This is a genomic window from Streptomyces chattanoogensis (assembly GCF_001294335.1).
Classification (GTDB): Bacteria; Actinomycetota; Actinomycetes; order Streptomycetales; family Streptomycetaceae; genus Streptomyces; species Streptomyces chattanoogensis.
Window position 1 is genome coordinate 16332 of the sequence record NZ_LGKG01000166.1, and the last position, 14213, is coordinate 30544.

Annotated in this window: 11 protein-coding genes and 1 riboswitch; of the genes, 3 read left to right on the forward strand and 8 right to left on the reverse strand. The window is 75.0% G+C overall.

Going from position 1 to position 14213, the window contains the following annotated elements:
• Positions 1 to 24: 24 nt before the first annotated feature.
• The 8 genes from cobC to ADL29_RS31405 all read right to left on the reverse strand — a co-directional run bounded on the left by cobC (position 25) and on the right by ADL29_RS31405 (position 9227).
• Positions 25 to 1128: an Rv2231c family histidinol phosphate aminotransferase CobC gene (cobC, locus tag ADL29_RS31370; protein WP_053926937.1), complete on the reverse strand. Its 1104-nt coding sequence runs from the start codon at positions 1126 to 1128 to the stop codon at positions 25 to 27.
• A complete protein-coding gene (locus ADL29_RS31375) occupies positions 1112 to 2014 on the reverse strand; it encodes a sirohydrochlorin chelatase (protein ID WP_053926938.1) in 903 nt (300 codons plus the stop codon). The genes cobC and ADL29_RS31375 overlap by 17 nt, the downstream gene beginning before the upstream one ends.
• 163 nt (positions 2015 to 2177) lie before the next feature.
• Complete coding sequence (locus ADL29_RS31380; protein ID WP_063788577.1) at positions 2178 to 2591, reverse strand: cobalamin biosynthesis protein; 414 nt, start codon at positions 2589 to 2591, stop codon at positions 2178 to 2180.
• Between the two features lie 14 nt (positions 2592 to 2605).
• Positions 2606 to 3985, reverse strand: coding sequence for a cobyrinic acid a,c-diamide synthase CobB (locus ADL29_RS31385; protein ID WP_053926940.1), 1380 nt, complete (start codon positions 3983 to 3985; stop codon positions 2606 to 2608).
• A 7-nt stretch (positions 3986 to 3992) separates the two neighbouring features.
• A complete protein-coding gene (gene cobO, locus ADL29_RS31390) occupies positions 3993 to 4601 on the reverse strand; it encodes a cob(I)yrinic acid a,c-diamide adenosyltransferase (RefSeq protein ID WP_053926941.1) in 609 nt (202 codons plus the stop codon).
• A complete protein-coding gene (locus ADL29_RS31395) occupies positions 4601 to 6703 on the reverse strand; it encodes a putative cobaltochelatase (RefSeq protein WP_053926942.1) in 2103 nt (700 codons plus the stop codon). Before ADL29_RS31395 ends, cobO begins: the two co-directional genes overlap by 1 nt.
• A complete protein-coding gene (locus ADL29_RS31400) occupies positions 6700 to 8274 on the reverse strand; it encodes a cobyric acid synthase (RefSeq protein ID WP_053926943.1) in 1575 nt (524 codons plus the stop codon). The genes ADL29_RS31395 and ADL29_RS31400 overlap by 4 nt, the downstream gene beginning before the upstream one ends.
• Complete coding sequence (locus ADL29_RS31405; protein ID WP_053926944.1) at positions 8271 to 9227, reverse strand: cobalamin biosynthesis protein; 957 nt, start codon at positions 9225 to 9227, stop codon at positions 8271 to 8273. The genes ADL29_RS31400 and ADL29_RS31405 overlap by 4 nt, the downstream gene beginning before the upstream one ends.
• 130 nt (positions 9228 to 9357) lie before the next feature.
• Positions 9358 to 9509: riboswitch (cobalamin riboswitch) on the reverse strand.
• 205 nt (positions 9510 to 9714) lie between these two features.
• On the opposite strand from ADL29_RS31405, the gene ADL29_RS31410 reads away from it, so the two are divergent.
• From ADL29_RS31410 to ADL29_RS31420, 3 genes are read left to right on the forward strand one after another with little or no spacing between them, the layout of a single operon-like run.
• Positions 9715 to 10113 carry a hypothetical protein gene (locus tag ADL29_RS31410; protein WP_053926945.1) on the forward strand — a complete coding sequence of 133 codons (399 nt, stop codon included), beginning with the start codon at positions 9715 to 9717 and terminating at the stop codon, positions 10111 to 10113.
• Between the two features lie 3 nt (positions 10114 to 10116).
• Positions 10117 to 12777: a caspase family protein gene (locus ADL29_RS31415; protein WP_053926946.1), complete on the forward strand. Its 2661-nt coding sequence runs from the start codon at positions 10117 to 10119 to the stop codon at positions 12775 to 12777.
• Positions 12774 to 14168, forward strand: a complete 1395-nt coding sequence (locus ADL29_RS31420) for an extracellular solute-binding protein (RefSeq protein WP_053926947.1) — start codon at positions 12774 to 12776, stop codon at positions 14166 to 14168. Before ADL29_RS31415 ends, ADL29_RS31420 begins: the two co-directional genes overlap by 4 nt.
• Positions 14169 to 14213 lie beyond the last annotated feature (45 nt).

Here is a 14213-nt window from a genome sequence, read left to right on the forward strand (position 1 = left end):
GGCCCGGCCCCGGCGGGCACCCCCCTACGGGGACGGGGGCGCGGCGAGTACGTCCGCCAGCGCCGCCACGAACCGGTCCGTGGTCGCCGGGTCCCGCACCGCCAGCCGCAGCCACTCCGGGCCCAGCCCGGGGAAGGTGTCGCCCCGCCGCACCGCGAAGCCGCGCGCCCGCAGCCCGGTCCGTACGGCCGCCGCGTCCGGCAGCCGGATCAGCACGAACGACGCCTCGGCCGGCCCGACCGCCCGCAGCGCGCCGAACTCGCCCAGCCGGGCCAGCAGATGGGCCCGGTCCCGGGCGATCTCCTCGGCCGCCGAGGCCGCCTCCGCCAGCGCCCGCGGCGTACAGCACGCCTCGGCCGCGGCCAGCGCCGGGCTGGAGACCGGCCACAGCGGCTGCGCCCGCTCGAGCGCGGCGACGGTGCCGGGCCCGGCCAGGACATAGCCGATCCGCAGCCCCGCCAGCCCCCACGTCTTGGTGAGGCTGCGCAGCACGACCAGCCCCGGCAGATCCCGGCGCCCCGCCAGCGACGCCCGCTCCCCGGGCACCGCGTCCATGAACGCCTCGTCCACCACCAGCGTCCGGCCGGGCCGTGCCAGCCCGGCCAGCGCCTCGGCGGGGTGCAGGACGGAGGTGGGGTTGGTGGGGTTGCCGACGACGACCAGATCGGCGTCCTCGGGAACCGCGTCCGGGTCCAGCCGGAAGCCGTCGCGCTCGCTCAGCAGCACCCGCTCCACCTCGTGCCCGGCGTCCCGGAGCGCCGCCTCGGGCTCGGTGAACTGCGGGTGCACCACGACCGGCCGACGGGCCGGCAGCGCACGCGCGAGCAGGACGAACGCCTCCGCGGCGCCCGACGTCAGCAGCACCTCCTCCACCGGCACGCCGTGCCGCGCGGCGACCGCCCGGCGCGCCGCCCGGCCGTCCGGATACGCGGCGAGGCCGTCCAGCGACGCGGCGATCTCCGCCTTCAGCCACGCCGGGGGAGTACCGGCCCGGACATTGACCGCCAGATCGGTGAGGTCCCCCGCCTGTCCCGGACCGCCGTCCGCACCCCGTACCTCGGCATCGCCGTGATGCCGCAGATCCGGCTCATGGGGCGCCGCGGCCCCGGAGTCAGCGAGCGCCCGCATGACCGTCCCGGTCCCCGGCGGACGCCTGCCCCGGTACGCCGCCGGTGTCCCGGGCGTCCCCCGCCGCCGCCCGGGACCCGTCCGGCACACCGCCCGCCACCGTCTCGCGGTAGCGCTCCATGACCACCTCGGCCACCTCGGCCGGCGTCCCCAGCACCCCGGCCCCCAGCACCTGGGTGCGGGGATGCACCGCGGCCCAGCCCTCGGTCTGCATCCGCAGCCGGTCCAGCAGGCCGCCGGGGAAGAAGAAGTACGGCAGGACCACGATGCGGCCCGGAGCGCCGGCGGACGTTGCCGCCGCGGCCAGCGCCGTGCACCGGTCGAGCCCGGCCGGCACATCGGGCGCCGCCTGCGTCAGGAACGCCGTCTCCACCCCCGCGAAACCCCGCCCCTCCCACAGCAGCCGCGCGGCCCGTACCACCTCGGCGTTGGCGTACGGATCGCTCGTCCCGCGCCCCACCAGCAGCACCGTCGTACGCGCCCGGTCCTCCGGCCGCCGCGCGCCGCCGCCCAGCGCCTCGTCCAGCCGCCGCTCCAGCACCTCGAGCAGCCGGGGGTGCGGGCCCAGCTCGGCGGCGCAGGTGTAGCCGAGCCCGGGGTGGCGCTCGGCCGCCCGCGCCAGCGCGGCGGGCAGCGTCTCCCCGGCCGCCCCGGCCGGGGCCAGCAGCAGCGGTACGACGGCGAGACGGCTCGCGCCCCGCCCGGCGAGCTCGTCGACGGCGTCGCCCAGCGGCAGCGGCGAGTCCGGTGTGCCGAAGAACCCGCCGGCGACCGGTACTTCCGGATGCCGGGCGGCGAGCACGCGCACCAGCGCGCGCAGGGCCTCGGCCCCGCCTTCGTCACGGGTGCTGTGACCGGCTATGAGCAGTGCGGGTGGGGTGGTCACTGGGTCTCCTTGGTACCGGGTGTCGCGGTGGGGCGCCTTGTCGCCGATGACCGTCGTCCGCCGATCCGGGCCGCGGCGGGGCGGGTTGGGGGAGGTCATGACGATATCGGCACCGGGGGCGGGGGCGGCGGGGCCTCCCCTCCTACCAGCGGTAACTGCCCCCTCATCCGTTACTGCGCGGTACGGCCAGCGCGCAGGTCGCCCCCGCCGGCCGCCCCCGCGGCGCCGACTTCCGCTTGCCGGCGATCAGTTCGCCGCCCGGCCCCGCGGCCAGCAGCGCGGCCGCCTCGGCGACGCTCGGCGTCCCGACGGCGGCCGCCGCGGCCCCCGACGGATCCGGCACCCGTACGGCCGCCAGCGCCCGGGCCGGATACGTCCACAGCGGCACCCCGAGCCGCCGCGCCGCCCCGGTCAGCCCCGGCTCGGCCGCCTTCGCCGTCACCGTCGCCAGCGCCAGGACCGGCCGGCCGGTACACCCCGCCGCCGCGACCGCATCCGCGATCAGGTCCACGACCTCGGCCGCCGGGACACCGCGGCGCGCCCCCACCCCGACGATCAGGGGCGCATCGGCGTCCACGGCCGTCCGGCACCTCATCGCACGACGGGCGCCCCGGCCGCCGCGCTCTCCACCAGCCGCCCGGCCAGCGACGGCTCGGCCGCCCAGTGCACATGCAGATACGAGGCGTGCACCCCGCCGCTGACAAAGCCCTCCACCCGCCGCTCGGGATGGGTCAGCCCCCACGCCGGGGACGCGCCCGCACCCGGCTCCAGGGCCGTGCGGTGGAACTCATGGCCGCGCACCCGTGTGCCGGCCACCGCCACGGCGTTGTCCGCCAGCGCCACCGCCTCCCGGTAGCCCAGCGTGAGCCGCTCCGTCATCCGGGCGTCGGCCGGCAGCACCCCGCACATCGGCTTCCCGTCTATCGAGCGGGAGAGGTACAGCAGCCCGGCGCACTCGGCGGAGACCGGCGCCCCGGAGGCGGCCAGGCGGGCCACCGCCGCGCGCAGCGGCGCGTTCGCCGACAGATCCGGTGCATACACCTCGGGGAAGCCGCCGCCGATCACCAACCCCCGGGTACCGGGCGGCAGTTGCTCGTCCCGCAGCGGGTCGAAGGGGACCACCTCGGCGCCCGCGGCGGTCAGCAGCTCGGCGTGTTCGGCGTACGAGAAGGTGAAGGCGGCGCCGCCCGCGACCGCGATCAGCGGCCGGTCCCCGGACGTGCGGGCCCGCACCGCGGCCGCCGGATCCCAGGGCGCGTCCGCCAGCCGGGGCACCCCGCGCGCCAGCGCCAGCAGCGCCTCGAGGTCGCAGCCCTCGCGCACCCGCGCGGCCAGCTCCCGTACCGACTCCACCGCCTCGGCCCGGCGCTCGGCCACCGGCACCAGGCCCAGATGCCGCGACGGCGTACGCGCCTGCTGCGTCCGCCGCAGGGCGCCCAGCACCGGCACCCCGGACGACCCCATCGCCTCGCGCAGCAGCTCCTCATGGCGGTCCGAACCGACCTTGTTGAGGATCACCCCGGCCAGCCGCACCTCCGGGTCCCAGGACGCGAAGCCGTGCACCAGGGCGGCCACCGACCGGGACTGCGACGAAGCGTCCACCACCAGCACCACCGGCGCCCGCAGCAGCTTCGCGACCTGCGCCGTCGAGGACAGCTCACCCATGCCCGACGCCCCGTCGAACAGCCCCATCACGCCCTCGACCACCGCGAGATCCGCGCCCGCCGCGCCGTGCAGGAACAGCGGCGCGATCCGGTCCGGGCCGCACAGATAGGCGTCCAGATTGCGGCCGGGGCGGCCGGTGGCCAGGGAGTGGTAGCCGGGGTCGATGTAGTCGGGCCCCACCTTGTGCGGCGAGACCGCAAGGCCCGCCTCGGCGAACGCCGCCATCAGGCCCGTGGCGACGGTCGTCTTGCCCGCGCCGGAGGACGGCGCGGCGATCACCAGGCGGGGGACCGTGGTACCGGTCATCGTGCGTTCACCACTCGATGCCCCGCTGGCCCTTCTGGCCCGCGTCCATCGGGTGCTTCACCTTCGACATGTCGGTGACGAGATCCGCGAACTCGACCAGCTTCTCCGGGGCGTTGCGGCCGGTGATGACGACGTGCTGGGTGCCTGGACGGTTGCGCAGCACCTCCACCACCTCGTCGACGTCGATCCAGCCCCAGTGCAGCGGGTAGGCGAACTCGTCGAGCACGTACAGCTTGTACGTCTCGGCGGCCAGGTCGCGCTTCACCTGCTCCCAGCCCTCGCGGGCCTTCTCCTCGTTGTCCGTGTTGTCGCCGTGGAGGCCGCGCTGCACCCACGACCAGCCCTCGCCCATCTTGTGCCAGGCGACGGTGCCGCCCTCGCCGGAGGCGCCGAGGACCTTCAGTGCGTTCTCCTCGCCGACCTTCCACTTCGCCGACTTCACGAACTGGAACACCCCGACCGGCCAGCCCTGGTTCCAGGCGCGCAGCGCCAGCCCGAAGGCCGCCGTCGACTTGCCCTTGCCGATGCCCGTGTGCACGAAAACCAGCGGGCGGTTGCGGCGCTGGCGGGTGGTGAGTCCGTCGTCCGGTACGACGGTCGGTTGTCCCTGCGGCATTACGCGGCCCTCCGATTGCCTTGAACGGTGTGTTTGCCCTCGACGGTGTGTTTGCCCTGGACGGTGTGGACGAGCGCGGAGACGCTGTCCGCGCGCAGCTCGTCGAGGGTGACGGCCGTGCCCGCCAGCTCCCGGGCCAGCCCGGCCGCCAGCCCCAGCCGTACGGGCCCGGCCTCGCAGTTCACCACGACCGAGGCGGTGCCCCCGGCGGCCAGCAGACGCGCCGCACGGGCCGCCTGCCGCACCGGCTCCGGGCCGCCGGTCGCCCGCCCGTCGGTGACGACCACCAGCAGCGGACGGCGCGAGGGGTCCCGCATCCGCTCCACCCGCAGCACCTCATGGGCCTTGAGCAGGCCCGCGGCCAGCGGCGTACGGCCACCGGTGGGCAGCGACTCCAGCCGGACGGCGCCCGCCTCCACCGACGAGGTCGGGGGCAGCGCCAGCTCGGCGTCCTTCCCCCGGAAGGTGATCAGACCGATCTTGTCGCGCCGCTGGTACGCGTCCAGCAGCAGCGAGAGCACCGCGCCCTTGACCGCGCTCATCCGCTTGCGCGCCGCCATCGACCCGGACGCGTCCACGACGAACAGGACCAGATTGCCCTCCCGTCCCTCGCGCACCGCCTCGCGCAGATCGTCCCGGCGCACCACCAGCCCCCGCCCGCTGCGACCGCGCGCCCGCTGATGCGGCGCCGCGGCCTGCACGGTCGCCGCCAGGTGCAGCCTGCCCAGGGCGCCTTGGGGACGCCGGGCCCCGGTCGTCCGGCCGTGCGCGGTACGGGCCCGGGAGCGGCGGCCGTCGGCCCCCTCGCCCAGGCCCGGCACGTCCAGGCGGCGGGTGCGGAACGGCTCGGTGGCACCGACGGCGGCCTGCTGCGCACCAGGTGCGGCGGCGGGCTGTTCGGGGAGCGGCGCCGGGGCGTCGCCGCCGTCCGGCCCGGGCTCGGCGGACGGTGTCTGCTCCGGCGCCTGCTGCCCGCGGTCCTGCGGCGGCACACCCCCGGGACCGGGCCCGTCCGGCCCGCCCTCGGGCCCGTCCGGCCCGTCGTCCGGCCCCTGCGGCCCCTCCGGCCCGGGGCCGTCGTCCCCGTCCGCCCCGCCGGACTCCTCCAGCACCTCGTCGAGCTTGTCCTCGTCGAGGCCCGGCGCATCGAAGGGATTGCGGCGCCTGCGGTGCGGCAGCGCCAGCAGCGCCGCCTGCCGCACATCCTCGGCCAGCACCTCGGACCGCCCCGCCCACGCGGCCAGCGCCGTCGCCGTACGGGCCATCACGATGTCCGCCCGCATCCCGTCCACCTCGAACGCGGCGCAGGTCGCGGCGATCTGGCGGAGCGCCGTGTCGCCGAGCCGGACGGACGGCAGCAGATCCCGCGCGGCGACGATCCGCTCCCGCAGCGCCGCCTCCTCGTCCGCCCAGCGCGCGGCGAAGGCGGCCGGATCGTCGTCGTACGCCAGCCGGCGCCGTACCACCTCCACCCGCTGCTCCGGCTCCCGGGAGGCCGCGACCTCGACGGTCAGCCCGAAACGGTCGAGCAACTGCGGCCGCAGTTCGCCCTCTTCGGGGTTCATGGTGCCGACCAGGAGGAAACGGGACGCATGCCGTACGGAGACGCCCTCGCGCTCCACGTAGGAGGCGCCCATGGCGGCGGCGTCGAGCAGCAGGTCGATCAGGTGGTCGTGGAGCAGATTGACCTCGTCCACGTACAGGATGCCGCGGTGCGCGTCCGCCAGCAGGCCCGGCTCGAAGGCCTTCACGCCCTCCGCCAGCGCCCGCTCGATGTCGAGCGCACCGACGAGCCGGTCCTCGGAGGCGCCCACCGGGAGCTCGACCATACGGGCCGGGCGGGACGCGGCCGGCGCGGCCTCGTGCGGGCCGTCGGGGCACTGCCCGTCGGGCGCCGCGGGGTCGCAGCTGAAGCGGCAGCCCGCCACCACGGGCACCCCGGGCAGCAGATCCGCGAGCGCCCGTACGGCGGTGCTCTTCGCTGTGCCCTTCTCGCCGCGGACGAGAACGCCGCCCACCGCGGGGCTGACGGCGTTCAGCAGCAGCGCCAGCCGCAGGTCGTCCATGCCGACGACGGCGGTGAACGGGTACCGGGTGCTCATGTGGTGCGCCCTCCTTCAAGGGAATCGCTGTGGTCGGACGCGTCAACAGGGCGGGGCGCCCCCGGAGGCACGAACGGCAGCCCCTCCGGCACCCCCTTCTCGATCAGCCGCAGCAGCGCGTCCGTGTCCGCGTGCTCCTCGATCAGATCGCCGAGCCGGTCCAGCTGTTCCTCGCGCAGTGCGCCGAAACTGGTGTCCGGGGCCGGTACGAACGCCCGGCCCGCGTCGGCGGCCACCCGGCGCAGGAACGCCCGCCGGAAGGCGTCGCTCTCCAGGGAGCCGTGCCAGTGGGTGCCCCAGACGGAGCCGACCCGGCAGCCGTCCAAGAACGCCTCTTCACCCCCTGCCACTTCGGCCACGCCATGGTGGATCTCGTACCCCTCCACCGGCTCGCCCAGCGCCTCGCCGACCGGCCGGGCGAGGGTCTTCTCCGCCGCGAACCGCACCCGCACCGGCAGCAGCCCCAGCCCCCCGACCGTCCCCGCCTTCGACTCGACCTCGTCCTCGATGCGTTCGCCCAGCATCTGGAATCCGCCGCAGATGCCCAGCACCGGGCGCCCCTCCGCGGCCCGCCGGGCGATCGCGTCCGCCAGTCCGCGCTCGCGCAGCCACGCCAGCGCGCGGACGGTTCCGCGGGTGCCGGGCAGCACCACCAGGTCCGCGTCCGCCAGCTCCTCGGCGCGGTCCACGAAGCGCACCACCACACCCGGTTCGGCCGCCAGCGCGTCCACGTCCGTGAAGTTGGACATCAGCGGCACGGCACACACCGCGACCCGCAGGACGTCCGCGCCGTGCGGCGGTGCGACCACCGACTCGCGGACCGCCCCGCGCAGGGACACCCGCAGCCCGTCCTCCTCGTCGATGCCGAGCCCGTGCGCGTACGGCAGCACGCCCAGCGTCGGCCGTCCGGTCAGCTGCCGCATCATCTCCAGTCCGGGCTCCAGCAGCGTCACATCGCCCCGGAACTTGTTGACGAGATACCCCGCCACCAGCTCCTGATCCTCCCGGGACAGCAGCGCCGTGGTCCCGAAGAAGGAGGCGAAGACGCCGCCGCGGTCGATGTCGCCGACCACCACGACCGGGATGCGGGCCGCGCGGGCGATGCCCATGTTGACGATGTCGGTGCGGCGCAGATTGATCTCGGCGGGGCTGCCGGCGCCCTCGCAGATCACCGCGTCGTGGGTACGGCGCAGTTCGGCGAGGCAGTCGGTCACGGTGCCCAGCAACTGCTCCTGCCGCCCCGCATGGTAGCCGCGGGCGCTCAGCTCACCCACCGGCTTCCCCAGCAGCACCACCTGGCTGCTGCGGTCGCCGCCCGGCTTCAGCAGTACCGGGTTCATCAGCGCGGACGGTTCGACGCGGGCGGCCGCGGCCTGCATCGCCTGCGCCCGGCCGATCTCCGCGCCCTGACGCGTCACGAACGAATTCAGCGACATGTTCTGGGCCTTGAAGGGGGCCACTTTCACCCCCTGCCGGGCCAGCCAGCGGCAGATGCCCGCCGTCACCACGCTCTTGCCCGCATCCGACGTCGTACCGGCGACCAACAGGCCGCCGCCGACCGTCCCGCTCATCGGGTCCTGCCTTTCCGTCGTACCGCGGCGCACGCAAGTCGTCCCGCCACCGTCGTCACCAGCGCCAGCACGCTCACCCGGCGCGAGAGCCGCACCGCCCGCTCAATATCCGCCACAGCGGGCGCCCACGCTCCGCCGTTGAGCACCGGACGGTGCTCGACCCGCCCGCCGTACGCCAGCGTGCCGCCCAGCCGGATGCCGAGCGCGCCCGCGAACGAGGCCTCCACCGGGCCCGCGTTGGGGCTCGGATGCGCGCCGCCGTCCGCCCGCCAGGCCCGCAGCGCACCGCGCCGGTCGGGGCCCGCCGCAACGGTGAGCGCGGCGGTCAGCCGGGAACCCGGCCAGCCGGCGACATCGTCGAGACGGGCCGATGCCCAGCCGAACCGGCGGTAGCGCGGCGACTTGTGGCCCACCATCGCATCCAGGGTGTTGACGGCACGGAACGCCACCAGGCCGGGCACACCGCCCAACGCGCCCCATACCAGGGCGCCGACCACCGCGTCCGAGGTGTTCTCGGCGACCGACTCCACCACCGCGCGGGCCATCTGCGGCCCGTCCAGCGCCTGCGGATCCCGGCCGCACAGATGCGGCAGCCGCTCCCGCGCCGCGTCCAGGTCGCCCGCCGTCAGCGCACGGCCGACCGCTCGCGCCTCCCGGCCGAGCGAGGTGCCGCCGAGGACGGCCCAGACGGTGGCCGCGGTCAGGGCGATCCGGGCCGGGGGGTGGCGTACGGTGCGCTGCAGGAGTGCGGCCGCGGCGGCCGCGCCGCCCGCGCACAACACCGCGTGCGCCGCCCCGTATCCGCGATGGTCGCGCCACAGACGGCGCTCGAGCGCGCCCGCGGCCCGGCCGAACGCGGCCACCGGATGGCCGCGCCGGGGGTCCGCCGCGAGCAGGTCGCCGAGAAAGCCGAGGGCCGCGCCGCACGCATATCCCGCGTGTTCGCCGCGCATCGGATCAGGCCGCCGTCAGGCCTCGGAGGGACACGGCGACGGCAGGGCGCGGGCATCTCGAACGGCGGCCGGGCATGGCGATATGTCCTCACTCAGGGTCCGCGCCCTGGCTCGACGTGACGGCGACGAGAGTCTCCTGGCTCCCGGATCGGCGTTTCCCCCGGCCTTCCAGCCCGTACGCGGCGGCCCTGCGGGCATCCGCGCGGCGGACCGTGGCCGTCGCTGGAGGAACGCTCCCCGGTGACAGTGGCGGGACCGCGCCGGATTCGCACCGGACTTCCTCTGCTGTCGCCGATTGGCCCGGGCAGTCCACCACGCCCCGCGAATGCCCGTCAACTCACCCTTGACCTGCGGCGCAGCCCTGTGGCAGCGGCTGTGGCACGGGCCACAGGGTGGCCGGACCGTCACCGACGGTTGCCCCCGCACCCGGTCCCGCGCCACTATCTGGGGCACGGCGGGCGAGGAATCCGCCGGAAGGGGGCGGGGGATGCAGGAGAACCACCACGAGATCCGTATCAGGATCACGGGCACGGACAACCCCGAACAGGACGCCGCGGATCTGACGGCGTGGCTGGAGCGGGAGCCATGGCTGACACGGCGTCGGCACGAGTGGACCTCCCGCCCCCGGCCGGCGGGCGAGGGGGAGGGCGGCGACGAGACCGGGCCGGCCGATATGGCCATCGGCGTCGATGATCTGATCCTCGTCGTCCTCGGCGCGGTCGCCGGGGAGGTCACCAAGGGTCTGAGCATCGCCCTGCAGGAGTGGCTGCGGCGGCGCAGGGAGGAGCGCGCCACCGGCGAGCAGCCCTCTGTCATGGTCGGTGAGGGAGGCGGCGGACTGCGCGAGCTCGACGGCGCCGAGGGCGGCAGCAGCGCCGAGGACTGAGGGATGTCCGAATACGACGCACGCGGCAAGGTCAACCGCGCGCTGCTGATCTGTGTCAGCGACTACAGCAATCTGCGCCCGCTGCCCGCGGTGAAGGACAACGCCGAGGCACTCGAACGGGTCCTGACCGATCCCGCCACCGATCTGTTCACCCGGGACGAGGTCCGCATCTGCACCCCGCAGGAGCCGTGGGAGGTGGAGCAAGCACTGGACGAGGTCGCCGCCGAGGCGCGCGGACTGCTGCTGGTGTACTTCTCCGGGCACGGCCGGGTCGGCTCGGACGGCGGCAATCTGCAGCTGATGGTCGGCGCGTCCGAACGGCGCCACAAGACCGTCTCCTGGCAGGACCTGGTGCTGCGCTATCTGGACAACGCACGGGCCGACCGGATCGTGATCATCCTGGAGTGCTGCTACGCCGGGAACGCCGGGGAGGCCTTCTACTCCTCCCGCAAACCCATGTCGCTGCTGATGGCCGCGCAGCCCAACCGCCGGATCTTCAGCGGCGACGAGCCGGCCGGCGGCAGCGTCTTCACCCGCGCCGTGACCAGGGTTCTCGAACGCGGCATAGCGGACAGGCAGTCCGTCACCTTCGACGATCTCGTCCAGGAGCTGCGCGCGGAACTCGCCGACGAGCGGACCCCGATGGACGATGCCTGGGAGCCACGTTCCGCCAAGCAGAACACCACCGACGACGTCATCCTCTCCTTCGCCACCCCCGGGGCCCGGCCCCCGGTCCCGCTGCGCATCCGCTTACGCCGCTGGCTCAACCTGTTGCGCGCGCACTGGATCCGGCTGCTGCTCATCCTGGCGATCATCTTCGTGCCGGCCACCGGGGGCATCGTCCTGCTGAACCTCCCCGGTGACGCCCCGGCCTGCCGCCCGGCCCTCGAACTGCGGCTGCTCACCGCCCCCGAGGCCGAACCCGCACTGCGCCAGGCGGCCTTCGACTACGAGATGTCCGGCGCCAACACCCGCCCCCTCGACGGCGAGGGGATTGGTGACCATGCCGACGGCTGCCGGCGCGCCCAGATCACCGTCTACTCCGCCGCCAAGGACCAGACCGACCGGGGCTTCGCCGCCGCCGGCCGCTGGCAGGGCGAGGCCCAGGGCGCCGGCAGTGGCACACCGGACGACCAGGGGACCGGCCCCCTCTACCGGCCCGGCCCGCAGCCCGACCTGTGGATCCCCGAATCCACCGCCGACTACGACGAGGCCCGCCGCGGTATGCCCGCCACCGGATCCCCGGCGGCCCTGCACAACACCGGCCCCGTCGCCTACACCCCGTTGGTTGTCGGTATCCCGTGGGCGAAACGGCTGAACGACGTCGAACCGGCCGACGCCTCCTGGCGCGACCTGCTCGCCGGCACCGACGGCGGGCACCGCCGCCTCAAACTCCTGCGGCCCAGCCCCGTGCTGTCCGGCACCGGCCTGCTGCACACCGTCGGCCTCTACCTGGCCGCCGACGGCACCGCCATCGGCCCCTCGGGCACCGCTCCCGATCCGGCGCTCGCCGACCGTGCCGAGAGCCGGCTCTCCGCCCCGGGCAGCCAGTACGCGGGCAGCACCGAGCTGCTGTGCTCGCTGCGGCCCGGCAGCGACGACCCGGGCGGCGGCGCGGCGGCCGGCTCCAAGGACGCCGGGACGTCCGCGCCGCTGGTCTCCGAGAAGTCCCTCGCCGATTTCAACCTCGGCCGTGCCACGGGGAGTTGCCCGGCCCTGGCGTCCCCGCTCGCCCTCGGCGACCGCTACGTCGCGTACTACCCCAAGAACGTCCCGGCCCTCGACCACCCCCTGATCCGGGTCGCCTGGCGCGGCGCCGCCGACGCCGCCGCCCGGCAGTCCGCGGTCGAGCGGTTCGCCCAGTGGCTGCGCGACCCCGGCGGCGGCCAGCGCACCCTCAGCGAACAGGGCTATCGCGGGGTGTCCGGCAACAACGGTGCGACGCCTCAGCCGGCGAAGGGCTCGCCGCTGCTCGACAGCCGCGCGGAGACCGATCCGCACGCCCGCGTCGTCCCCTTCGCGGCGGACCCGGACCAGGTGGCCAAGGTGCTGGACGGCTACAACAAGGCCCAGAAGTCCAGCCAGTTGCTGATCCTCATGGACGCCTCCACCTCCATGGCGGACGGCGGCAAACTGCCCCGCGCACTCCGCGCGGCGAGCCGGGTCATGGAGATGGCGGGCGCCCACCACACGTACGGGCTGTGGACCTTCCCGGACCGCGAGCGCTCCGACGACCGCTCTGCGGTACGCAAGGCGGTGCCCCTCGGCAGCACCGAGCCGGCCCGCGGCAAGGCCGCGCTGGAGCGGATGAGCGGCGGACTGGTCGAGCACGGCGCCGCGATGGAGGAAGCGCTGACCACCGCCGTACGCACCATGAAGAAGGCCGGGGGCACCAACAACGCCATCGTGCTCGTCCTCGACGAGGACGACGGCGGACCGGGGCGGGCGGCGGACGTGGAGAAGACGCTCACCGGGCTGCTGAAGGACGGACCCGAGGTGCCCGTGCTGACGCTGGCGATGGGCCGGTCCGGGTGCGACACCTTCGCCCTCCAGTGGCTGGCCGGCACCTCCAACGGCCGCTGTGTGTCCGACGGCCCGACAGCGCCCGATCAGCTCGCCGGACTGGTCGCCTCGATCGGCGCCGCCGCGAAGGAGGAGCAGTGACCGCACCGCGCACCACGCTGACCGCCGCGCTGGCCTGCCTGACCCTGGTGGCGGCGAGCGGCTGCACTGCGGGCTCCGGGCCCGGCCCGGAGAAGGGCGCGATCGTCCTGGCCACCGGCAGCGACCTCAGCAGCTCCGGCGTCCGCCAGGACCTGATCCGCGACTTCGAGAAGCGCACCGGCCGCACGGTGCGGATCGTCCAGCTCCCCGACACCGCCGACGGCCAGCGCAGCCAGCTGCTGGCCGCGGGGCAGTCCGGCAACGGCGGCTATGACGTCCTCAACATCGATGTCGCCTGGACCGCGGAGTTCGCCGAGGCGGGCGTCATCCGCCCCTGGGGAACCAGCCTGGACGGCGACTTCCTCGACAGCGTGGTCAAGACGGCGGAGTACGACGGCAAGGTGTGGGGCGTGCCCTTCAACACCGACGCCGGGCTGCTCTACTACCGCAAGGACATCCTCGCCGACTACGGCCATCATTACCGGCCGCCGGCGAACTGGGGCGAACTGGAGAGCTGGGCCAAGCAGGTCACGGGGGCGTACAACCGCAAGGCGGCCCGGAGCGGCAAGGGGCAGAACCATGGGAAGAAACCGCCCACGATGTACGGCATGGTCGCCCAGCTGCGGCCGTACGAAGGGCTGACCGTCAACACCCTGGAGGCGGCCTGGTACGCGGGCGGCGACCCGGACGCCACCAGCTTCACCAAGGGCGCGCAGGTCGGCTCGCTGCAGCAGGGCGTCGGCGACCTCAAGCTCCGGCTCGACGACGGGATCATGCCGCACGAGGTCATGACGATGGACGAGACCGAGAGCCGCCGCTGGTTCGCCGACGGCCGTGCGCTGTTCATGCGCAACTGGCCCGTCGAGTACGCCTCGGTCGCCGAGAAACTCACCCCCGGCAAGAAGTTCGACGTCGCCCAGCTGCCGGCCCGCCCCTCCGACGGCAGACGGATGTCCGTCCTGGGCGGGCAGAACCTCGCGATCTCCGCGCAGAGCACCCGGCCGGAGGGCGCCCGCGAGTTGATCGAGGCGCTGACCGGCCGGCGCAGCGAGCGCTGCCTCCTGGAGCGCGGGTTCGCCGCCACCCGTGACTCCGCGTACCGGGAAGGGCCGGGCGCTCCCACCTGCCCGCTGTCGCCCGGGGACGCCCGGCGCGAGCAGGGCGCCACCCGGCCGCCGGCGCCGCGGCCCGGCCAGGAGCCGCCCTACACCCGGACGCTGTACGCGGCCCTGCGGGCGGCCCAGCCGCGTCCGCGCAGCGCCCACTACCAGACCTTCAGCAAGGTCGTGCAGATCCGGGTCTCGCAATACCTGAGCAGCCCGGGCGGCACGGCCATCGCCGACCGGCTGGCCAAGGAAGCGGATGAGGCGCTCAGCGGCGTCGTCCGGTGAGCGCCGCTTCCGGCTCTCGGACGGCGATGACTCTCGGACGGCGAT

Bases quoted from the DNA above. Each gene is read 5' to 3' on its own strand.
- cobC (WP_053926937.1), bottom strand. From the start codon at position 1,128: ATGCGGGCGCTCGCTGACTCCGGGGCCGCGGCGCCCCATGAGCCGGAT.
- ADL29_RS31385 (WP_053926940.1), bottom strand. From the start codon at position 3,985: ATGACCGGTACCACGGTCCCCCGCCTGGTGATCGCCGCGCCGTCCTCC.
- cobO (WP_053926941.1), bottom strand. From the start codon at position 4,601: ATGCCGCAGGGACAACCGACCGTCGTACCGGACGACGGACTCACCACC.
- ADL29_RS31395 (WP_053926942.1), bottom strand. From the start codon at position 6,703: ATGAGCACCCGGTACCCGTTCACCGCCGTCGTCGGCATGGACGACCTG.
- ADL29_RS31400 (WP_053926943.1), bottom strand. From the start codon at position 8,274: ATGAGCGGGACGGTCGGCGGCGGCCTGTTGGTCGCCGGTACGACGTCG.
- ADL29_RS31405 (WP_053926944.1), bottom strand. From the start codon at position 9,227: ATGCGCGGCGAACACGCGGGATATGCGTGCGGCGCGGCCCTCGGCTTT.
- ADL29_RS31410 (WP_053926945.1), top strand. From the start codon at position 9,715: ATGCAGGAGAACCACCACGAGATCCGTATCAGGATCACGGGCACGGAC.
- ADL29_RS31415 (WP_053926946.1), top strand. From the start codon at position 10,117: ATGTCCGAATACGACGCACGCGGCAAGGTCAACCGCGCGCTGCTGATC.